At 65.8% G+C, this 21456-nt stretch carries 16 protein-coding genes, 1 pseudogene and 1 riboswitch; of the genes and pseudogenes, 13 read left to right on the forward strand and 4 right to left on the reverse strand.

Annotated features, from left to right (window positions below; genetic code table 11):
* From thpR to K3172_RS11440, 3 genes are all read left to right on the forward strand, one after another.
* Nucleotides 1-546, forward strand: a complete 546-nt coding sequence (thpR, locus tag K3172_RS11430; protein ID WP_221590139.1) for an RNA 2',3'-cyclic phosphodiesterase — start codon at nucleotides 1-3, stop codon at nucleotides 544-546.
* Nucleotides 547-712: 166 nt separating this feature from the next.
* A complete protein-coding gene (locus K3172_RS11435; RefSeq protein ID WP_221590141.1) occupies nucleotides 713-2968 on the forward strand; it encodes a M3 family metallopeptidase in 2256 nt (751 codons plus the stop codon).
* Nucleotides 2969-3438: 470 nt separating this feature from the next.
* Nucleotides 3439-4590, forward strand: a complete 1152-nt coding sequence (locus tag K3172_RS11440; protein ID WP_247718221.1) for a S8 family serine peptidase — start codon at nucleotides 3439-3441, stop codon at nucleotides 4588-4590.
* A gap of 83 nt (nucleotides 4591-4673) precedes the next feature.
* Here K3172_RS11440 and K3172_RS11445 read toward each other — a convergent pair.
* From K3172_RS11445 to K3172_RS11460, 4 genes and pseudogenes are all read right to left on the reverse strand, one after another.
* Nucleotides 4674-5384: pseudogene (locus tag K3172_RS11445) on the reverse strand (ABC transporter ATP-binding protein); the annotation flags it as partial.
* A gap of 14 nt (nucleotides 5385-5398) precedes the next feature.
* Entirely contained in the window at nucleotides 5399-6352 is a 954-nt protein-coding gene (locus K3172_RS11450) for a FecCD family ABC transporter permease (protein WP_221590147.1), read from the reverse strand.
* The gene (locus K3172_RS11455) at nucleotides 6349-7161 is read right to left on the reverse strand and encodes an ABC transporter substrate-binding protein (protein WP_221590148.1); all 813 of its coding nucleotides are present in this window, start codon (nucleotides 7159-7161) and stop codon (nucleotides 6349-6351) included. Before K3172_RS11455 ends, K3172_RS11450 begins: the two co-directional genes overlap by 4 nt.
* Nucleotides 7158-8981 carry a TonB-dependent receptor plug domain-containing protein gene (locus tag K3172_RS11460; RefSeq protein ID WP_345725651.1) on the reverse strand — a complete coding sequence of 608 codons (1824 nt, stop codon included), beginning with the start codon at nucleotides 8979-8981 and terminating at the stop codon, nucleotides 7158-7160. Before K3172_RS11460 ends, K3172_RS11455 begins: the two co-directional genes overlap by 4 nt.
* Nucleotides 8982-9151: 170 nt before the next feature.
* Nucleotides 9152-9342, reverse strand: a riboswitch (cobalamin riboswitch).
* 166 nt (nucleotides 9343-9508) lie between these two features.
* On the opposite strand from K3172_RS11460, the gene K3172_RS11465 reads away from it, so the two are divergent.
* From K3172_RS11465 to K3172_RS11510, 10 genes are all read left to right on the forward strand, one after another.
* Entirely contained in the window at nucleotides 9509-10600 is a 1092-nt protein-coding gene (locus K3172_RS11465) for a cell wall hydrolase (protein ID WP_221590150.1), read from the forward strand.
* A 124-nt stretch (nucleotides 10601-10724) separates the two neighbouring features.
* The gene (locus K3172_RS11470; protein WP_221590152.1) at nucleotides 10725-11066 is read left to right on the forward strand and encodes a hypothetical protein; all 342 of its coding nucleotides are present in this window, start codon (nucleotides 10725-10727) and stop codon (nucleotides 11064-11066) included.
* A gap of 266 nt (nucleotides 11067-11332) precedes the next feature.
* Nucleotides 11333-12295 (forward strand): malate dehydrogenase, encoded by a 963-nt coding sequence (gene mdh / locus K3172_RS11475; RefSeq protein ID WP_221590154.1) that lies wholly within the window; start codon nucleotides 11333-11335, stop codon nucleotides 12293-12295.
* 37 nt (nucleotides 12296-12332) lie between these two features.
* The gene (sucD, locus tag K3172_RS11480; protein WP_221590156.1) at nucleotides 12333-13223 is read left to right on the forward strand and encodes a succinate--CoA ligase subunit alpha; all 891 of its coding nucleotides are present in this window, start codon (nucleotides 12333-12335) and stop codon (nucleotides 13221-13223) included.
* Between the two features lie 100 nt (nucleotides 13224-13323).
* Nucleotides 13324-16158 (forward strand): 2-oxoglutarate dehydrogenase E1 component, encoded by a 2835-nt coding sequence (locus K3172_RS11485; RefSeq protein ID WP_221591153.1) that lies wholly within the window; start codon nucleotides 13324-13326, stop codon nucleotides 16156-16158.
* Nucleotides 16159-16187: 29 nt separating this feature from the next.
* Entirely contained in the window at nucleotides 16188-17423 is a 1236-nt protein-coding gene (gene odhB, locus K3172_RS11490; protein WP_221590158.1) for a 2-oxoglutarate dehydrogenase complex dihydrolipoyllysine-residue succinyltransferase, read from the forward strand.
* 11 nt (nucleotides 17424-17434) lie between these two features.
* Nucleotides 17435-17740, forward strand: coding sequence for a hypothetical protein (locus tag K3172_RS11495; protein WP_221590160.1), 306 nt, complete (start codon nucleotides 17435-17437; stop codon nucleotides 17738-17740).
* Nucleotide 17741: 1 nt separating this feature from the next.
* Nucleotides 17742-19151, forward strand: a complete 1410-nt coding sequence (lpdA, locus tag K3172_RS11500; protein WP_221590162.1) for a dihydrolipoyl dehydrogenase — start codon at nucleotides 17742-17744, stop codon at nucleotides 19149-19151.
* A gap of 96 nt (nucleotides 19152-19247) precedes the next feature.
* Entirely contained in the window at nucleotides 19248-20081 is an 834-nt protein-coding gene (locus K3172_RS11505) for a hypothetical protein (protein WP_221590164.1), read from the forward strand.
* A 22-nt stretch (nucleotides 20082-20103) separates the two neighbouring features.
* Nucleotides 20104-21438, forward strand: a complete 1335-nt coding sequence (locus K3172_RS11510) for an amidase family protein (protein ID WP_221590166.1) — start codon at nucleotides 20104-20106, stop codon at nucleotides 21436-21438.
* Nucleotides 21439-21456 lie beyond the last annotated feature (18 nt).

Here is a 21456-nt window from a genome sequence, read left to right on the forward strand (position 1 = left end):
ATGGTCCATCGCCTCTTCGTCGCCCTGCGCCCTCCCCGCCCCATCCGCGACAGCCTGATCGCCTGCATGCACGGCGTGGAGCGTGCGCGCTGGCAGGATGACGGCCAGCTTCACCTGACCCTGCGCTATGTCGGCGAAGTCGACCGCAACACCGCCAACGATCTCGCGGAAGCGCTGGGGTCGATCACGGTCCCGGCGTTCACGGTCACCCTCGCCGATACCGGGCTGTTCGAGCGCAAGGGCGTGCCGCACACGTTATGGGCTGGCGTGAAACGCAGCGACGCCCTCCTCCGCCTCCAGCGCAAGGTGGAGCGCGTGTGCCAGTCGGTCGGCTTGCCCGCCGAAGGCCGCAAGTTCACGGCCCATGTCACGCTGGCCCGGCTCAACGGCGCCAGCGGCCCAGTCCAGAGCTTCCTCGCGCGGACAGCGGGGCAACGCTTCGGCAGCTGGCTGGCGGACGGCTTCGCTCTGTATGAGAGCCACCTGCGGCCCGAAGGCTCGCTCTATGAGGAAATGGTCGGATATCCGCTGGGCCCGCAGGATTGAGCTATTCAGGAACGGGCAAGCGCGCCTGCCGTTCGATAAACCGTAGAGTTGCGCCGACCGGCGACGTGCGCCCGCTTGCGCGGGCCAGCGCGATGCGGTCCAAGCGCCTCCACGTTTTCATTGCAGGGGAGCGGCGTCCTGCCGTTTCCAACCCAAGGGAGAAACCATGAAGGCCCAGATCCTGGCCACCGCCGCCCTCGCCGCCATCGTTGCCGGCTGCACCACCGCCCCCGGAGGAGAAATCGAGACTATGGCCGCAGCGCCCGCCATTCCCGAAGCCACCGGCTATTTCGCCAGCGACAGCACGCTGCCGTTCAAGGCCCCCGACTTCACCAAGATTTCGGAAGACGATTACCTCCCCGCCTTCGAGCAGGGCATGGCGATCCACAAGGCCGAGATTCAGGCGATCATCGACAATCCGGAAGCCCCCACGTTCGACAACACCATCGTCGCGCTCGAAAAATCCGGACAGATGCTGGGCCGCGTGGCGACCGTATTCTACGCGCTGACCGGCTCCAACACGACCGACCGGCTGGACGAGATCAGCACCGCAATCAGCCCCAAGCTGACCGCGCATGGCGACTCGATTACCCTCAACCCGGCGCTCTTCGCCCGCGTGAAGGCGGTTTACGACAACCGCGCCGCGATGACGATGACGCCGGAAGACGCCAAGCTGCTCGAAGATACCTACGAGGGCATGGTCCACGCCGGCGCCCTGCTGACCGACGCCCAGCGCGAGCGCGTCAAGGCGATCAATACCGAACTGTCGGAAATCACCACCGAGTTCGGCCAGGAAGCCCGTTCGGCCATGGCCGACCAGCCGCTGATCGTCGACACGCGGGAAGAACTCGCCGGCCTCTCGGATGCCGACATCAAGGCGGCCGCCGACCTCGCTGCCGAAAAGGGACAGCCGGGCAAGTTCGCCATTGCGCTGCAAAACACCACGCAGCAGCCGCTCCTGCCCACCCTGGAAAACCGGGCCACGCGCGAGAAGCTGTTCCAGCTCTCCTACCACCGCGCCGACGGCCAGCGTGCGGTCGACACGCGCGACCTCGTCCGCAAGATCGCGGCCCTTCGCGCGGAAAAGGCCGCGCTGTTCGGCGAACCCGACTGGGCGACCTACGCCATGTGGGACCGGATGGCGGAGAAGCCCGAGACCGCGCTCAATTTCATGGAGCAGATGGTCCCCGCCCTCGCCGCCACGCAGCGCCGCGAAGCCGCGATGCTGAACGAAGCGATCAAGGCCGACGGCGGCACTTACGAAGTAAAGCCGTGGGACTGGTATCGCTACGCCAACAAGGTCAAGGCCGAGCGTTACGATCTCGATGAAGACGCGGTGATGGAGTATTTCCAGCTCGACAAGGTGCTGGAGGACGGCGTGTTCTACGCCGCGAACAAGCTCTACGGCCTCGACTTCAAGCGCCGTACCGACCTGCCGGTCTACCACCCCGAGGTGTGGACCTACACCGTCTACGATCGCGACGGGAGCGAACTGGGCATCTTCTATTTCGACCCGTTCCAGCGCCCGTCCAAGCGCGGCGGCGCATGGATGAGCAATTTCGTCGACCAGAGCTTCCTCTGGGGCAACAAGCCAGTGATCTACAACGTGCTCAACATCCCCAAGGCACCGGCGGGCGAAGTCCAGCTGGTGAGCTTCGACAACGTCAACACCATCTTCCACGAGTTCGGCCACGCGCTGCACGGCTTCTTTGCGGACCAGATGTATCCGAGCCTGTCCGGCACCGCCACGGCGCGCGACTTCGTCGAATACCCGAGCCAGGTGAACGAGCTGTGGGCGACCTATCCGGAAGTGCTGGCCAACTATGCCAAGCACTACAAGACGGGGGAGACGATCCCGGCCGAGATGATCGCCAAGATCGAAGCGGCGTCGAAGTTCAACCAGGGCTACGACTTCGGTGAAGTGGTCGCGGCCGCGCTGCTGGACATGAAGTGGAGTGCGCTCTCCCCTGCCGAGGCTGCAGCGATCGACACGCCCGAAAAGGTCGATGCTTTCGAGCGCCGGTCGCTGGAAGAGCTGGGTCTCGAGATCGATCTCGTCCCGCCGCGCTATCGCAGCACCTACTTCAACCACATCTTCAGCTCGCCGACCGGCTACAGCTCGGGCTACTACAGCTACCTGTGGACCGAGATGCTCGACCGCGACAGCCGCAAGTGGTTCCTCGATAATGGCGGGCTGACGCGTGCCAATGGCGATCACTACCGCGCCACCGTGCTCAGCCGCGGCGGGACGATGGACTACTTCGAGATGTTCCGGAACTTCGCCGGCCGCGCGCCCGATGTCGCTCCGATGCTCGAAGCCCGCGGGCTGGTGGCCGGTGAGGCGGATGCCGTCGACTCCGAAGTGTCGGATGATGGGGCCAATGCGGCTGCCATCAGTGGAACATCCGCTAGTAAACAGTAATCGCGACCCTGTTGTTAAAACTTCGAAGGCCCGGCAAGTCTAGCACTTGTCGGGCCTCTTCGAATCGAACGCTATTCGAGTCGTTCTACCAGATATTTTCATGCCAGATTCGACCAAAGCGCGAATTGAATTGATCCATTTCGACCGACCGATCGTTTTTCCGCGAGTTCACTTGTTCGATTGACGGATTTGGTGATATTTTCGACACATATATTCGATTGTTTCGACTTTTTGCGGAATAATCCGAATCTTCTGACTTTATTATTGTATTTTACAAAATATAATTTCACCGAATTGTGATTATACGAAAGTTCGCAATCAAATACTGACTTGCCGATAAGCCCGATTTAATTCGGCTTGGATAGCATTGGTCATGTCGTATATTTACAACTTTGCTGCTCCCGATACGCATGGACTTGTCTCAAGGGTCCGAGACGACATTCCATTCGGGAGAACACCTCGTGAAGAAAATGCTCCTTTGCGCGGCGATGGCCGCGATCATGCCCGTACTCGCACTCAATGCCGCCCCTGCCGGCGACAAGCTGGCCCCGGGCACCCAGAAGACGCCCGCAGGCACGGCGAAAGCCGGGAAGCCGATCGCTGGCGCATGGATCTGCGTGTTCAATGCCAGCGTGAATCATGGTGCGCAGGTGGCCGCGGAGGCGCAGCGCGCGGTCGGCGCCAAGGGTAAGGTCACCCATACCTATGGTTATGCGGTCAAGGGTTTCGCCGCGCAGATGACCGAGCAGGCTGCGGCATCGATCAAGCAGCGCAATCCGAACGTCGCCTATTGCGAGCAGGACCAGGTCATCTCGACCTCGCAGCACGGCGCGATCCTCGCCATTGCGCAGGCAAGCTCCAATTCGCAGTCCACGCCCTGGGGCATCACCCGCGTCAACGGCGGCGCGTCGGGCAGTTTCGCCCGGGCCTGGGTGATCGACACCGGCATCCAGTCGAACCACCCCGACCTCAACGTCGACACCGCACGCTCTCGCAGCTTCCTGAGCACGACCACCTCCTATCAGGACGGCAACGGGCACGGCACGCATGTCGCGGGCACGATCGCCGCGCGCAACAACACCTTCGGCGTCATCGGCGTGGCACCGGGCGCTCCGGTGGTGGCACTGCGCGTGCTCGGCTCCGACGGGACCGGCTCCAACTCTGGAGTGATCGCCGCGGTGGACTGGGTCGCGCGCTACGGCTCTCCGGGAGACGTGGCGAATATGAGCCTCGGCGGCGGAACCAGCACCACGCTCGACAATGCGGTCTACAATGCCTCGCAGCGCGGCATCTATTTCGCGCTCGCCGCCGGCAATGAAAGCACCAATGCGAACTACAGCTCGCCGGGCCGCGTCAACGGGACCTATATCTGGACCGTGTCCGCATTCGACAGTGCCGATCGCTTTGCGAGCTTCTCCAACTACGGCAATCCGCCGGTCGACGTGTCCGAACCGGGCGTCTCGATCACCTCGACCTGGATCAACAGCGGCTATGCCACGATCAGCGGCACGTCGATGGCGACGCCGCATCTGGCGGGGCTGATCCTGCAACGTTCGATCCGCCTCGGCGGCTATGTGAAAAACGATCCCGACGGCAGCGCTGACCCTATCGGCGTTCGCTGACTTTCCGGTTCCTTCGGGATCGTTTCGAAAGGCGGGCCAGCCCCCGGCCCGCCTTTCACTCCTCTCCGATCAGTGACGAAAGGCTAGCGGGCGACGAGGGCCCGTGCGCCGGGATCGCCCAGCCAGTCGCACTCAACGCCCCAGACACGCCGGACGATCGCCGGCGCCAGTGCGGCGCTCGGTACGTCATCCGCCGCTACTGCACCGCGATCCAGCACGACCACGCGGTCCGCATGGTTCATCGCATGAGCGAGGTCATGCAGCACGAGCACCACGCCCGCGCCCGCATCTGCCGCAGCGCGCAGGTGGCGCAGCAGGGCGAGCTGGTGGCCGATATCGAGCGCGGCGAGCGGCTCGTCGGCGAGGATCCAGCGCGGTTCGCCCGCCAGCACCCGGGCGAGCAGGACGCGGGCGGTTTCGCCGCCCGAGAGCGACTGTGCCCGGCGGTCGGCGAGATGCGCGATATCGAGCGCGGCGAGCGCCGCATCGACCGGCCCAACAAGGCTGTCGCCATGCGGCAGGCGGCCGAGTTCGACGAGGCTGCGCACCGGAACATCCCACGCGATCTCATGCGCTTGCGGAAGATAACCGAGAAGCTTTCCGCGCTCACGCGGCGGCAGGGCGGCGAGCGGGGAATCGTCCGTCAGCACCGCTCCTGAGTCGGGCGTCAGCAGGCCGGCGAGCGCTTCGAGCAGGGTCGACTTGCCCGCCCCGTTCGGCCCGCAGATCGCCGTGATCCTGCCCGGCGCGAGCGTCAGCGAGAGGTCCGCCAGGCGACCTGCCACGGTCAGATCTTGGGCAGACAGGTTCATGCCAGTCCCCTGCGCATGCGCAGCAGCAGCCACAGGAAGAAGGGCGCCCCGAGGAGGCTCAGCGCGATCCCGAGGCGGAGCTCGGTCACCAGCGGCAGGATGCGAACCACGCAGTCCGCCACCAGCACCAGCAGTGCTCCTGCCAGCGCACTCGGCAGGATGAGCTGCGAGGGACGCCGGTCGGTCAGAGGGCGGACGAGATGCGGGACGATCAGCCCGACGAACCCGATGATGCCCGCAACCGCTACCCCCGCACCGACCGTTAGCCCGACCCCGGCGATCAGCAGCCACAAAAGCGCGGCGGGATTGACGCCAAGCGAGCGCGCGACCGGCTCGCCCAGCGTCAGCGCATCGAGCGATCTGCCGCTGCGCCACAGCAGCAGCACGCCGAGCGCCACCAGCGGCGCGGCGATCCACACCTCACGCCAGCTGCGGTCGGTCAGCGCGCCGTTGAGCCACATCACGATCTCGCTCATCGCAAAGGCATTCGGCGCCATGCTGATCGCCAGCGCGGTGAGCGCCCCGGCGAGGCTCGCGACCATCAGGCCGGCAAGCGTGAACAGCGCAATGCCACCTGTCCGTCCGGCAATCGCCGCCAGCAGCGCCATCGCTCCGCCCGCGCCGATCAGCGCGAACAGCGGCAAGAGCCAGGGCGACACGGTATAGCCGAACCACAGCGCCACCACCGCCCCCAGCGCCGCGCCGGGCGCGATGCCGAACAGGCCCGGATCGGCAAGCGGATTGCGCAGGTAACCCTGCATGGCGGCCCCGGAAGCCCCCAGCCCCGCCCCGACGATGATCGCCAGCACGGCGCGCGGCAGGCGCAGTTCGGCGAGGATCACCGCCGCATTGGGCGTGCCGGCCGGATCGAGCCAGACGCGCCCCGCCAGCAGCGAGAGCGGGAGGGCCAGCGCCAGCAGCGCGGCGAAGATGGCGACGGCCCGGTTCACGATGCGCTTCGCCGGATCTCGGCCAGCCGCTGCGCCGCGCGGATGATCGTCGGCCCGCCGCAATAGAGCAGGCGCGTGTCGAAGCTTTCGCGGCGCATCTGCGGCAGCGTGCCGAGCACCGGATGGGCCTGCCCCGTCTCGCTGCCTGCCACCAGCAGCACCTCGGGCGGGTCGGCGACGACCTGTTCGAGCGAAAGGTAGTCTGCCTGCGCCATGCCGCGCACCGCGCTGTAGCTCGCAAATCCGGTCCGGCTCAGCAGGTCGCCGACCAGCGATTGCTCGCCCGGCACGATCCCGCCCGGCTGCCAGAGCGCCGCCTCCACCGCCGAGCCCTCGGCACGGGCAGCCGCCAGCGAGCGGTCGATCCGCGCGACCAGCGCCTCGCCCGGGTCGGGATCGCCCGCCAGCGCGGCAAGTTCGCGGACCTGCGCCTCGCTCTCCCCGACCGTGCTCGCCGCGCCGAAGGTGACGACCTCCAGCCCGAGATCTTCCAGCGCCGCCCGTGTCGCCGGGGCGATGAAGCTGCTCGCCACCACCACATCGGGGGCGAGCGCGAGCACTTCCTCGACCGTTCCGCCGGTTGCGCGATAGCGCGCGGCCACCTCGGCCTCCATCGAGGTCGCGCGCGGGTCCTTGCTGTAGTGCGAGATCGCGAGCAGCTGGCCCGGCGCGGTGACCTCGGCCAGGATCGCGTCGGTGCAGGGGTTGAGGCTGACGATAGTGGGGCGCCCGGCAGAGGTCTCCCGCACCGGCTCCTCGCCCGCACATCCGGCGAGCAGGAGGGCCAGTGCGGGCAGCAGCCGGATCACATGCTCGCCCTCACCCCGACGAATGCCCCCGTGCCCGGCGAAGCGTAGCCGAGTGCAGTACGGTAGTCGGCGTCGAACACGTTCTCTACGCGGCCATACACCTCGAAGCCCTCACCGAGAGGCAAGGCTGCCCGCAGGTCGAGCACTTCGTAGCCGTCGAGCGCGACGGTGTTCGACGCATTCTCGAAGCTTTCGCCCGCAAAGCGCAGGTCGGCGCCCAGCTTCAGGCCGAAGGGCGCCACCCAGTCCGCGAACAGCGTGCCGAAATGGCGCGGCCTGCGAGCAAGGTCCAAGCCGGTCGTCCGGTCCTCCGCGTCGACATAGGAGAACACGCCCGAGACGCGCAGCGCGCCGGTGACGGCAAAGCCGGCTTCCGCTTCGAAGCCTTGCGCCCGCACGCGGGCGACATTGTCGTAGAAGCCGAACGGCCGTGCCGCGCTGAATGCGAAGTTGATGAGATCGCTGGTGTCGCGGCGGAAGGCGGTCAGCGCGACATGCGTGCCGCGCCCCCGCTCGCCCTTCTCGACGCCGAAATCGACGCTCGTGCTTTCCTCCGGACGCAGGTCGGTGTTGCCGTAGAAGCTGCGCAGCTGAAACAGCGTCGGCGCCTTGAAGCCTTCGCCCAGGCTCGCACGGATGCGCCAGCCGTTGCCGAGGCCATAGGAGAGGTCCGCGCCATAGCTGCCATTGGTGCCGAACAGCTCGTGATCGTCGACGCGCGATCCGATATGCGCGGCAAACCGGCCGAGCGCGAAGCCGAGCTGGACGTAGGCGCCGGAGATTTCGACTTCGGCAGGCGTGTCGAAAGTGGTCTCGTAATCGCTCCACTCGTGCTCGGCGCCGAAAGCGACGGTGACCGGGCCGATGGCGCGGTATTCGCCGCGCAGCTGGACGCGCTCGGAATGGCCGTCGCCCGCGAAGGTAACCGCGCCGGTCTCGTCGAGATTGTCGCGTTCGGTGTCCGAAAGGCTGTACGCGGCGCGCAGGGTCAGGTCGTTGCCGTAATACGCAAAGCCGACGTCGCCCCAGTGGCGGCGGGTTTCCTGCGTCTCCAGCGTATCGGCCAGCGCGTAGGTCGGCGGCGGAAAGCCGTCGATATCGAGCGTGCCCTCGCTCCAGTTGGCATGGGCGAAGACTTCGAGATTGTCGGTGACATCGACGAATGCCGATCCGCCCAGCGCGACCTGCTCGAACCCGTCGAGCTCGGTCCCCGACGCCGCAGCCGAGAAGCCATCCGACGTGTAGAAGGAGCCGGTGAGACCGACGAAATAGCGATCGCCATCGATCCCGCCGACCGCGCTGGCATAGAGCGTATCGCGCGATCCATATTCGACATTGCCTGCCAGCCCGCTCTTGCCACGGGTGGACACGTCGACCACGCCGCCAATCGCGTCCGATCCCCAGATCGTGCTGTTCGAGCCGCGCAATATGTCGAACTTGCCCGCCGTGCCGAGCAGGAGGTTGCCGAAATCGAACCCGCCCGAGGGCGAGGAGGGATCGTTCACCTTCACCCCGTCGACCAGCACCAGCAGCTGTTCCGAATTCGCGCCGCGAATGCTGACGCCGGTGAAGCCGCCCACGCCGCCATTGCGCGTGAGCGAGAGGCCGGGTGTGCGCTGAAGGACGCGCGTGGCATCCGGCCCCTGCACGCTCTCGATCTCGTCACGGTCGATGATGGTGACCACCTGGCCGGTATTGCCGATGTCGGTGCCGAGGCCGTTGGCAGTGACCGTAATCTGTTCATCGGGTACCTTCTCGCGGTAGCCGATCGTCAGGCAGACATCGTCGACGCATTCGGGGCCGGTGACCGGCCCGTACACATCCCGGGTCTGCTGCGCAGATGCGGTGGCAGGAAAAGCCAGCGCAGCGCTGGCAAAAAAAAGACTTCTGAGCACGTATTCTCACTCCCATCAAAAGCGATGCGTCGCTCATGACGGGAAGGAGCGGAATTGCTCGCCTCCACGTTTGCCATCGGTACACCCCGCCCGCGGCCGAACGACACGCACAGGCAGGTCTCCTGGCTCCCGGATCGCCGGCCTCGCCCCGCCTTCCCGCCCTTGTCGGACAGTGGCATGATGGAACAGGCCTCCCCGGTCACAGTTGCGGGGGCAGCGGAGGGTTTGCACCTCCTTCCCTCTTCGGGCCTGCGCGAACAGGCCAACCCATGACGCGAGGTTTCCCCTACCGCGCGTTTTTGCAGCGCACAAGATGGGGTTTGCGTTAAGTATTGGCCTGTTAAGAGGCGCGGCGAGCAGCGTCCCTGCGCGGGACCGCGCGTCCCGGGCTCTCCCGCTCGGGTCGATCTTGCGATATATGGCGCGCGAAAGGACGGCACGGATTGGCCAGCATGGCTGACAGCGACGGTAGGAGGCAGGCACGCAGCGCGCGCGCCGCCATGCCGCGCGCCGCGCGCCGGGCCGAGCTGAAGCGCAGCCGCCGCCAGCTCGCGGCCCGGCTTGGCGTGCTCGGCCTCGCCATCGCTGTGCCCACCTATGCCGCGCAGTCCGAGTTGGGCGAAGGCCTGCGCAGCGCCATGGGGCTTGAGGACGAACGCGTCGCGCTCACGCCCATGCCGTTCGAGACCGCCGGCGAAAGCTTCCCCGGCTCGGCTTTCTATTTCCTCGAGGACGCACCGCGCCTCGCCACCGATCTTTCCGAACTTCGCCAGGAAGAAGGCACGCTCGAAACGGTCGCATTCGCAGAGAGCCACGGGGCCGGCGCGGCCGCACAAGCGTTCCGCCAGTCGGGCGGCGGGCTAGACAAGGCGCGGGCGCTGCAATGCCTCTCCATGGCGGTCTATTACGAGGCGGCGAGCGAAAGCTACGAGGGCCAGCAAGCCGTCGCGCAGGTGGTGCTGAACCGCGTGGCGCATCCGGCCTATCCGGCCAGCGTGTGCGGCGTCGTGTTCCAGGGATCGGAGCGCAAGACCGGCTGCCAGTTCTCCTTCACCTGCGACGGGTCGATGCGGCGCACGCCCTCGCGCGCAAGCTGGGCACGGGCACAATCGGTCGCGCTGGGTGCGCTGGCGGGCAGCGTTTACAGGCCCATCGGCCTCGCGACCCATTATCACACCAATTACGTGAATCCCTATTGGGCGGCCAGCCTCGACTATATCCGCACCATCGGCGCCCACCGGTTCTACCGCTGGAAAGGCCGCGCCGGGCAGGCGGGCGCCTTTACCGATGGCTATGCAGGCATCGAGCCTGGTGCTGCGGCGCGCGCGCAGAGCGTTGCCGACACGACCGGCAGCCCTGCACCGCTCGCCGTCCCGCCGCCGAATTCTGCCCTCGGCGTTGACAACAAGCCAGACACACCGGTGGGTGCGCCAGCAGCTGCCTCACCACCGGCGAAGACCGACAATCTTCCGCAATCCGGCCGCGTTCGCGATGAATATGCCAATAGCGGCCGCTGGATCCGCGATCCGGGCAAGAAGGACTGAGGCGCGCCAAGTGCCCGCCGTTTACATCTTCACAACCATGATACGGAACAGATACTTAGCGTCGCCGCACTAGAAAGGTTTGGCGTTCACCGGACGCCCCCATAAAGCCTTCAGGAGCCACGGCATGTCCGTTCATTTCGCCGCCGCACGATCGACCGCCCATTCGCCGATCGCCCGCGCGCTGGCCCGCAAGGCGCATGCCAATGCCGCGAACGACAATGGCGATGCCGCGGAATGCGCCGCGCAGGCAGGCTCGTTCGACACGATGATGCGCGCTGCGCTCAAGCACTTCGCCGAGCACGGCATGGGCGCCGCACAGGAAGCGCGCCGACAGGCGGAACAGGCGCATTTCGCCGGGGACAGCACGGGCTACGACTGGTGGCTCGGCGTCTGCCGTGCGCTCGACCGGCGCCTGGCTGAGACGATGGATCGCCGCCTCAACAGCGACTGCGCGCTGATCTACTGAAACCAATGAAGCATTGAGGCGTTCGAACGGGGCGTGATCGCCTCCGCGATGCATGTCCGAACTCCCTTATTGCTATTGCGAACTACTTGCAAAGATAGTTTCACAGGCTGGGCGATTGCCGGTTGCAATCGCGTGCGCGCGGGCCTAGGTCGCACTCGCAATCGACCGGGTGCCGTGCCGCCTTCGCGGGACACTTACGGCGCGGCCCACTTTCGGTCTGTGTGTTTCATGATCGGTCCCGCGACAGGACAAGGACCTTCCCTCACATGGCACGCAAGAAGATCGCGCTCATCGGCTCCGGCATGATCGGCGGCACCCTCGCCCATCTCGCCGCGAAGAAGGAAATGGGCGACATCGTCCTGTTCGACATTGCCGAAGGCATGCCGCAGGGCAAGGCGCTGGACCTCAGCCAGTGCGGCCCGATCGAAGGCTTCGACGCGAAGATCACCGGCACCAACGACTATGCCGACATCGCCGGTGCCGACGTTGTGATCGTTACCGCCGGCGTGCCGCGCAAGCCCGGCATGAGCCGCGACGACCTGCTCGGCATCAACCTCAAGGTGATGAAAGCGGTTGGCGAGGGCATCAAGAACAACTGCCCCGACGCCTTCGTGATCTGCATCACCAACCCGCTCGACGCGATGGTCTGGGCGCTGCGCGAATTCAGCGGCCTGCCGCACAACATGGTCGTCGGCATGGCCGGCGTGCTCGACAGCGCGCGCTTCGCCACGTTCCTCGCGTGGGAATTCGGCTGCTCGGTCAAGGACGTGAACGCCTTCGTCCTCGGCGGCCACGGCGACACGATGGTTCCGGTCACCAGCTACACCACGATCAACGGCATCCCGGTCAACGACTACGCCAAGATCAAGGGCGTGTCGGCCGACCGCATCGACGAGATCGTCAAGCGCACCCGCGCGGGCGGCGGCGAGATCGTCGCCCTGCTCGGCAACGGCTCGGCATATTACGCGCCCGCCACCAGCGCGATCGCGATGGCCGAAGCCTATCTCGGCGACCAGAAGCGCATCCTGCCCTGCGCCAGCTACGTCGAAGGCAAGTACGGCCTCGACGGCCTCTATGTGGGCGTGCCGACCGTCATCGGCGCGGGCGGCACCGAGGAAGTGATCGAGATCGAACTCTCGGACGAGGAAAAGGCCAACCTCAAGGTCTCGACCGACGCGGTCGAGGAACTGCTCGACGCCTGCAAGGCACTCGACAGCTCGCTCGCCTGATCTTCCAGATTTCACATTTGCATAAGGAGAGGCACGCGTGAGCATCCTCGTCGACAAGGACACCAAGGTCATCACCCAGGGCATGACCGGCGACACCGGCACGTTCCACACGCAGCAGGCGCTCGCATACGGCACGCAGATGGTCGCCGGCGTTACCCCCGGCAAGGGCGGCACCGAGCACATCGGCCTGCCGGTCTACAACACCGTCGCCGAAGCCAAGCACGCGACCGGTGCGACCGCATCGTGCATCTACGTTCCGCCGCCGTTTGCTGCGGATTCGATCCTCGAGGCGATCGATGCCGAGGTCGAACTGATTGTGGCAATCACGGAAGGCATTCCGGTGCTCGATATGGTCCGCGTGAAGCGCGCGCTGTCGGGCTCGAAGTCGCGCCTCATCGGCCCGAATTGTCCCGGCGTGCTGACGCCCGGCGAATGCAAGATCGGCATCATGCCGGGTTCGATCTTCAAGAAGGGCAGCGTCGGCGTCGTCTCCCGCTCGGGCACGCTGACCTATGAAGCCGTCCACCAGACCACCATGGTCGGCCTGGGGCAGACCACCGCGGTCGGCATCGGCGGCGATCCGGTCAACGGCACTAACTTCATCGACGTGCTCGACCTCTTCCTCAAGGACGACGAAACCAAGTCGATCATCATGATCGGCGAAATCGGCGGCAGCGCCGAGGAAGAAGCCGCCGAATTCATCGCCCATCAGGCGAAGAAGGGCGTCCAGAAGCCGATGGTCGGTTTCATCGCCGGCCGCACGGCGCCTCCGGGCCGCCGCATGGGCCATGCCGGAGCGATCGTTTCGGGCGGCCAGGGCGGCGCGGAAGACAAGATCGCGGCGATGGAAAAGGCGGGCATCCGCGTGTCGCCGTCGCCCAGCGAGCTCGGCACCACGCTCGATGCGCTGCTGAAAGAACTCGCCTGACCGACACACGCGGACAGGCCGTCTCCTCCCCGGGAGCCTTCCGCGCTGTCGAAGCATTGGCAATATGAGCCGGCACAAGGGTCGGCGCGAAAGGGACCCGATGGGTAACGAGAGCCACGATTTCCTGCCCGAACTGGGCGACCAGGAAGGCCCGCAGCAGGGCCCGAGCTGGGGCAATCCCCGCTGGCTGGCCGAGGTGGTCGACAGCGAGGCGGACCTGACCGCCGCGCTCGACCCCACGCAGATGCGGATGGTGGTTCAGCAGGCAGCTGCCAAGGCGGGCAAGCAGCTCGACCAGAAAGCGCTTGAGCAGGCTGCGGACGACAGCATCCGCGCCATGCTGCTGGTGCGGCTCTATCGCGTGCGCGGCCACCTTGCCGCCAATCTCGACCCGCTCGGCCTGTCGCATCGCGACGTGCCCGAGGACCTGACGCTCGAATGGCACGGCTTTGCCGGCCAGCTCGACCGCGAGGTCTATGTCGGCGGCGTGTTCGGCTTCGAATGGGTCACCGTGCGCGAACTCTACGACGCCCTGCGCGCGACCTACTGCGGCGACGTCGGCCTCGAATACATGCACATCTCGGACACGGAGGAGCGCCGCTTCCTCCAGGACAAGTTCGAAACTCCCGAAGACACGATCCAGTTCACCGAGGAAGGCAAGCGCGCCATCCTCGCCGCCGTGGTTCGCGGCGAGGAATACGAGAAGTTCCTCGGCAAGAAATACGTCGGCACCAAGCGCTTCGGCCTCGACGGCGGCGAATCCATGATCCCGGCGCTCGAAGCCGTGATCAAGTACGGCGGCCAGCTCGGCGTGCGCGAGATCATCTACGGCATGGCCCACCGCGGCCGCCTGAACGTGCTCGCGAACGTCATGGGCAAGCCCTACAAGGTCATCTTCCACGAATTCTCGGGTGGCAGCGCCAACCCCGACGATGTGGGCGGCTCAGGCGACGTGAAGTACCACCTCGGTACCAGCACCGACCGCGAATTCGACGGCATCGACGTGCACATGAGCCTCGTGCCCAACCCCTCGCACCTCGAGGCGGTGAACCCGGTAGTGCTCGGCAAGACCCGCGCCCAGCAGGCGATCCGCGACGACCTCAAGAAGCATGAGCAGGTCCTGCCCGTGCTGCTTCACGGCGACGCGGCCTTTGCCGGCCAGGGCATCGTGTGGGAGTGCCTCGGCTTTTCCGGCGTGCGCGGTTACAACACCGGCGGTTGCCTGCACTTCGTCATCAATAACCAGATCGGCTTCACGACGAGCCCGCAGTTCGCGCGCTCTTCGCCCTATCCTTCGGACGTCGCCAAGGGCGTCCAGGCGCCGATCCTCCATGTCAACGGCGACGATCCGGAAGCCGTGACCTTCGCCTGCAAGCTCGCCGTCGAATACCGCCAGGTCTTCGGCCGCGACATCGTGATCGACATGTGGTGCTATCGCCGCTTCGGGCACAACGAGGGCGACGAGCCGAAATTCACGCAGCCGCTGATGTATGACGCGATCCGCCAGCATCCGCGCGTAAGCGAGATCTATGCCGCGCGCCTCGAGGAAGAGGGCGTGATCGACAAGGGCTATGTCGACCAGCTCCGCAAGGAGTTCGACACCCACCTCGAGGAGGAATTCGCGGCGGCGAAGGACTACAAGCCCAACGAGGCCGACTGGTTCGGCGGCCGCTGGGCGGGCATGAACAAGCCAGCCGATCCCGAAAACGCGCGCCGCAACGTCGAGACCGCGATCGAGAAGAAGCTCTTCGACAGCCTCGGCCGCACGCTCACCACCGTCCCCGAGGATGTGACCATCCACAAGACGCTGGAGCGCGTCCTCAAGGCCAAGAAGGACATGTTCGACAGCGGCACCGGCTTCGACTGGGCCACCGCCGAGGCATTGGCCTTCGGCAGCCTCGTCACCGAAGGTTTCGGCGTGCGCCTGTCCGGCCAGGATTCGGGCCGCGGCACCTTCAGCCAGCGCCACGCCGTCTGGGTCGACCAAAAAACCGAGCGCAAGTACATTCCCCTCACCACCCTGCCCCACGGCAAGTTCGAGGTCTACGACAGCCCGCTGTCCGAATACGGCGTGCTCGGCTTCGAATACGGTTTCGCCATGGCGGACCCGAAGAGCCTGGTCATGTGGGAAGCGCAGTTCGGCGATTTCGCCAATGGCGCGCAGATCATGATCGACCAGTTCATCGCCGCAGGCGAAGCCAAGTGGCTGCGTGCCAACGGCCTCGTGATGCTGCTGCCGCATGGCTACGAGGGCCAGGGGCCGGAGCATAGCTCCGCACGGCTCGAGCGCTTCCTGCAGCTGTGCGCGAACGACAACATCCAGGTGTGCAACATCACCACGCCGGCGAACTATTTCCACGTTCTTCGCCGCCAGATGCTGCGCAGCTTCCGCAAGCCGCTCGTCATCATGACCCCGAAGAGCCTGCTCCGCCATCCGCTGGCGAAGTCGGATGCGGAGGAGTTCATGGGCGATCACCACTTCATGCGGATCAAGTCCGACATGACCGAAATCGCCGACGAGAAGGTGAAGCGCCTCGTGCTGTGCAGCGGCAAGGTCGCCTACGACCTGATGCAGCGCCGCGACGAGGCGGGACTGGAGGACGTCTCGGTGGTCCGGATCGAACAGCTCTATCCCTTCCCGGGCGAGCCGCTGGCCGTGCGCCTGAAGCGCATGACCAATTTGGAAAAGATCGTCTGGTGCCAGGAAGAGCCCAAGAACAACGGCGCGTGGTTCTTCGTCGATCGCCTGATCGAGGAAGCCGCCGAGAAGGCCGGGCATGCGGGGATGCGCCCCTGCTACGCCGGCCGTGAAGTCTCCGCCTCGCCCGCCACCGGCTATGCCAGCCGCCACCAGGTCCAGCAGGAAGCGCTGGTGAATGTCGCGCTCGGTCTGAACGACGGCGACAATTCCGCCGCCAGCACGACCTGCAACTAATTTAAGGCCAGAGAAGGAACCCGAACGACATGGCCACCGAAGTCAAAGTCCCCACACTGGGCGAAAGCGTCACCGAAGCCAGCGTCGGCGAGCTGCTGAAGCAGGTCGGCGATGCGGTCGCCGTGGATGAACCGATCATCAGCCTCGAAACCGACAAGGTTGCGGTGGAAGCCCCCTCGCCCGTCGCGGGCGTGATCAAGGAATTCAAGGTCGCGGTCGGCGATACGGTCGAAGTCGACTCGGTGATCGCGATCATCGAGGAAGGCGCCTCGGCAGGCGCGAAGAGCGAGGAGCCCAAGGCTGCCGCGCCCGATGCCGGAATTGAAAAGGCTGCCCCGGCACAGGCCAAGGAAGCCGTCGGCTCCGACAGCGCCCAGACGCTCTCACCCGCAGTACGCCGCGCGGTTCTCGAGCATGGCGTCGATCCGTCGACCATCAAGGGCACGGGCAAGGACGGTCGCCTGACCAAGGAAGACGTGATCGCTGCGGCCAAGGCCAAGGGCGACACTCCGGCTCCCGCACCCGCGGCTTCGGCTTCGGCTCCGGCACCAGCAACAACCGGCGAACGCCGCGAGGAACGCGTCAAGATGACGCGCATGCGCCAGACTATCGCCAAGCGCCTCAAGGGCGCGCAGGACAATGCGGCGCTGCTCACCACCTTCAACGACGTCGACATGTCGGCCGTCATGGAAGCGCGCAACAAGTACAAGGATCTGTTCGCCAAGAAGCACGACATCCGCCTCGGCTTCATGGGCTTTTTCGCCAAAGCCGCCTGCCTTGCGCTGAAGGATGTGCCTGCGGTCAACGCCTATATCGAGGGCGACGAGATCGTCTATCACGACTACGTCGATATCTCGGTCGCCGTGTCTGCGCCCAACGGCCTCGTCGTTCCGGTCATCCGCGACGCGCAGGACAAGGGCTTCGCTCAGATCGAAAAGGATATCGCGGACTTCGGCAAGCGCGCCAAGGACGGCACGCTGACGATGGAAGACATGAAGGGCGGCACCTTCACCATCTCCAACGGCGGCGTTTTCGGCAGCCTCATGTCGACCCCGATCATCAATCCGCCGCAGAGCGCCGTCCTGGGCCTCCACCGTATCGAGGATCGCCCGGTCGTCGTGAACGGCGAGATCGTCATCCGACCGATGATGTATATCGCCCTGTCCTACGACCACCGCCTGATCGACGGCCGCGAGGCGGTCACCGCACTCAAGATCATCAAGGAAGCGATCGAAGATCCCACCCGGATGCTGATCGACCTTTGAGGAGCATGCCGATGAACCGCCTGTTTCTTGCCGCTGCGGCCCTCGTGGTTCTTCCGGGATGCGATGTCGCGACCGATGTGGCCGGCGACGTAATCGCAGGTGAAGTTCGCGTGCAGTATCTAGAGCGGTGCCAGGGCATAGCCGCGAACGCAGGCGTTGCGGCAGATCGCATTGGGGCTGCCTGCGAATGCAGCGCCGATAGGTTTCAGGAAGACTTCGCCGCAGATGGCCAGATGGACATCAACCCGGATAGGGTCGAAGAAGTCGTGAGAATGTGCATGCAGGACGACACCGGCGTCGTTCCTGCGGAGGGATAAAATGGCTGAATACGATTATGACGTCCTTGTCATCGGCGCTGGCCCGGGTGGCTATGTCGCCGCGATCCGTGCGGCGCAGCTCGGGCTGAAGACGGCCTGTGCGGAAAGCCGCGCGACGCTGGGCGGCACCTGCCTCAACGTTGGCTGCATTCCCTCCAAGGCCATGCTGCACGCGTCCGAGTTTTTCGACGCCGCTGCAAACGGCACCATGGCCGACATGGGCATCGAGGTGCAGCCGACGCTCAACCTCGACAAGATGCACGCCCAGCGCCGCGACGCGGTGGAGGGTCTGACCAAGGGTGTCGCCTTCCTGTTCAAGAAGAACAAGGTCGACTGGAAGCAGGGCCATGCCACCTTCCAGGATGCGCACACGGTCAAGGTCGGCGACGAGATGGTCACCGCGAAGAACGTGATCATCGCCACCGGCTCCTCGGTCACGCCCCTGCCCGGCGTCGAGGTCGATAACGACAAGAAGATCGTGGTCGATTCCACCGGCGCGCTCGAACTGCCCGCCGTGCCCAAGAAGATGGTCGTCATCGGCGGCGGCGTGATCGGGCTGGAGCTGGGTTCGGTCTGGAACCGCCTCGGCGCGGAAGTGATCGTGGTCGAGTATCTCGACAAGCTGTTGCCCGGCATGGACGACGATGTGCGCAAGGAAGCGGCCAAGATCTTCAAGAAGCAGGGCCTGGAACTGCGCCTGTCGACGAAGGTCACCGGCTGCACGGTCAAGGGCAAGACTGCCACGCTGACGCTGGAACCCGCCGCTGGCGGCGAAGCCACGACGCTGGACGCAGACTGCGTGCTGGTCTCGATCGGTCGCCGTCCGAATACCGAAGGCCTCGGCCTCGAGAACATCGGTCTCGAAGTGAACAAACGCGGCCAGATCGAAACCGACCACGATTTCCGCACCGCGGTCGACGGCGTGTGGGCGATCGGCGACGTGGTGCCCGGCCCGATGCTCGCGCACAAGGCCGAGGATGAAGGCATCGCCTGCGCCGAGAACATCGCCGGCCAGACCGGCATCGTGAACCACGATGTCATCCCGGGCGTGGTCTACACCCTTCCCGAATTCGCCGGGGTCGGCCTGACCGAGGAAGAAGCCATCGCCAAGATGGGCGACAAGGCGAAGATCAAGGTCGGCAAGTTCCCGATGATGGCCAACAGCCGCGCCAAGACCAATCACGAGCCCGAAGGCTTCGTGAAGATCATCGCCGAGGCGGAAAGCGATCGCGTGCTAGGCGTTTGGGCCATCGCCAGCGTTGCAGGCACCATGATCGCCGAAGCGGCAGTGGCGATGGAGTTCGGCGCGACGAGCGAGGACATCGCCTACACCTGCCACGCCCACCCGACGCATGCCGAGGCGATCAAGGAAGCGGCGATGGCGGTCCAGGGCAAGCCGATCCACATCTGATCCGCCGGAGATCACGATCATGGCCCGCAGCGTTGCAATCATCGGTGCGGGCCAGATCCACAAGACCGTCACTTGTGTGCGGTTGATGGCACCCTGATGGGTCCGAGGCTGCCCGCGCTGCTGGCATTGGCGATCCCGGTGCTAGCCGGCCTTGCCTACCTCTGGTTCTTCGACGCGCCGCGTTTCTATGTGACCATAAACGGGGCTGGCCTTGCGCTGGGGATGCTCGTCATCGCCCTCCTGCCGCAGATCAAGCACCTCCGCCTTCGCCGCATCGTCACGCTGGTCCTGCTCGCGCTGCTGTTTCTGCCGCTCGCTACGGGTCCCTTCCTCAACGGCATAGCCCGCTGGCTCCCGCTCGGGCCGCTCAGCCTGCATGCGGGCATGTTCGCAGGCCCGCTCCTCGTCCTGCTGGCCGCGCGGGACGAGGACTACGCGCCGCCGATCCTGCTCGGTGCGATCCTTGCCGCTTCGTTCCAGCCTGACGCGGGCACCGGTTTCCTGCTCACATTCGCCACGATCGGCCTCTACAACGCCACCCGCGACTGGAAGATCGGCGTCGTCGCGGGGACGGCCTTCTTCGCCAGCCTCGTTATGGTGGTGCGCGGCGAATTGCCCGCCCAGCCCTTCGTCGAGCGCGTGCTGGTAGAAAGCGCGATGGTCCAGCCGCTTGCGGCGCTTGGCCTGCTGGCAGCGCTGCTGGCGAGCTTCTTCATCATGCTCCACGCCATCGCGGCGCGCACGCCGGTGCGTCACGCGCTGGCCGGATCTCTGTTCGGGCTGACGGTCGCCTCGGTCCTGTCGAACTATCCCAGCGCACTGATCGGTTACGGCGCGGCACCGATCCTCGGCTATGCACTGGCCCTGTCCCAATGCCGCGTAATCGAAAGGGCGCAAAACGAGGCTTGCTCCGCACCGCAAGCGCCGTAAGTTGCGCGCGGGAGGAACGCCCATGCCTTATCCGAAGCTGACCAAGAAACCCGGCGCGCTCGAAACGGCGGCGGCCATTCGCCGGGGAGAGCTTTCGCCGCTCGAGGCAGTCGAGGCCGCAATCGCGCGGATCGAGAAGGACGACGCGCATATCAACGCCGTCGTCGTGCCCGATTTCGAGCGCGCGATCGCCACAGCGCGCGGCATGGACCGCACGCAGGCGCGCGGCAACCAGCCGCTCTACGGCGTGCCGATGACGATCAAGGAAAGTTTCGACATTGCCGGGTTGCCGACCTGCTGGGGGCACAAGGCCTATGCCGAAAACATCGCCGCGCGCGATGCGCGCGTGGTCAGATTGCTCAAGGACGCGGGCGTCGTGTTCGTCGGCAAGACCAATGTTCCGCCCGACCTTGCCGACTGGCAATCGAACAATCCGGTCTATGGCCGCACCAACAACCCGCATGATCACGAACGCTCCCCCGGCGGGTCGAGCGGCGGTTCGGCGGCAGCCGTCGCGAGCGGCATGGTCCCGTGCGAGTTCGGAACCGACATCGGCGGATCGGTACGCGTGCCGGCGCATTTCTGCGGCGTCTGGGGCCACAAGTCGAGCTGGGCGCTGATCTCCAAGCACGGGCACGACCATCCCGCAGTGGGCGGCGAGGGTGCGCACGACGGCGCGCTCTCCATCGCCGGGCCGCTTGCCCGCAACGCGGCAGACCTGCGCATCCTGATGGAACTGACCGCGAGTTTGCCGATCCGCGCGCGCGGCAAGCCGATCAGCGAATGCCGCTTCCTGCTGCTACTCGATCACCCCTCCTGCCCGACCGACGAGGCGGTGCGCGGACCGATCGAGGACGCTGTGGCTGCGCTCGAGGCCGCGGGACTTGCCATCGACCGGTCGAGCGACCTCCTGCCCGATCTCGCCCACCAGCAGGCGAACTACATGCGGATGCTCAACGTCGCGATGGCGCGGGGCGGGCCCGCGCCCGGCGGCAAGCGCGCGAGCGCGACCGACTGGTTCGACATGCTCGACCTCCAGACCCGCAACGAAAACTCCTGGGCCGAGCTTTTCGAAACCTATGATTTCGTGCTCGCCCCGCCCGCGCCCGTGCTCGCCGTACCGCACAGCGACGCGCGTGTGTTCGATGGCCCGATCACGATCAACGGCAGCGCGCAGCCGGGCGCCTCCGCCCTGTGCTGGGCGGGCCTGGCGACCTATCCCAACCTGCCCTCCACCGTCCTGCCTGTGGGCGGGACGGACGATCTGCCTTGCGGGATGCAGGTCATATCGCGCAGATGGGCCGATCTGGATTGCATCGCCGCGGCGGAGGCCATCGGCCGCATCCTCCACGGCTAGGGTCGTCAAGGCAGGACT

The organism is Qipengyuania proteolytica, from assembly GCF_019711565.1.
Classification (GTDB): Bacteria; Pseudomonadota; Alphaproteobacteria; order Sphingomonadales; family Sphingomonadaceae; genus Qipengyuania; species Qipengyuania proteolytica.

Bases quoted from the DNA above. Each gene is read 5' to 3' on its own strand.
- K3172_RS11485 (WP_221591153.1), top strand. From the start codon at position 13,324: ATGGGTAACGAGAGCCACGATTTCCTGCCCGAACTGGGCGACCAGGAA.
- K3172_RS11510 (WP_221590166.1), top strand. From the start codon at position 20,104: ATGCCTTATCCGAAGCTGACCAAGAAACCCGGCGCGCTCGAAACGGCG.
- mdh (WP_221590154.1), top strand. From the start codon at position 11,333: ATGGCACGCAAGAAGATCGCGCTCATCGGCTCCGGCATGATCGGCGGC.
- K3172_RS11465 (WP_221590150.1), top strand. From the start codon at position 9,509: ATGGCTGACAGCGACGGTAGGAGGCAGGCACGCAGCGCGCGCGCCGCC.
- K3172_RS11470 (WP_221590152.1), top strand. From the start codon at position 10,725: ATGTCCGTTCATTTCGCCGCCGCACGATCGACCGCCCATTCGCCGATC.
- K3172_RS11495 (WP_221590160.1), top strand. From the start codon at position 17,435: ATGAACCGCCTGTTTCTTGCCGCTGCGGCCCTCGTGGTTCTTCCGGGA.
- lpdA (WP_221590162.1), top strand. From the start codon at position 17,742: ATGGCTGAATACGATTATGACGTCCTTGTCATCGGCGCTGGCCCGGGT.
- K3172_RS11435 (WP_221590141.1), top strand. From the start codon at position 713: ATGAAGGCCCAGATCCTGGCCACCGCCGCCCTCGCCGCCATCGTTGCC.
- K3172_RS11440 (WP_247718221.1), top strand. From the start codon at position 3,439: ATGCTCCTTTGCGCGGCGATGGCCGCGATCATGCCCGTACTCGCACTC.
- K3172_RS11505 (WP_221590164.1), top strand. From the start codon at position 19,248: ATGGGTCCGAGGCTGCCCGCGCTGCTGGCATTGGCGATCCCGGTGCTA.
- odhB (WP_221590158.1), top strand. From the start codon at position 16,188: ATGGCCACCGAAGTCAAAGTCCCCACACTGGGCGAAAGCGTCACCGAA.
- thpR (WP_221590139.1), top strand. From the start codon at position 1: ATGGTCCATCGCCTCTTCGTCGCCCTGCGCCCTCCCCGCCCCATCCGC.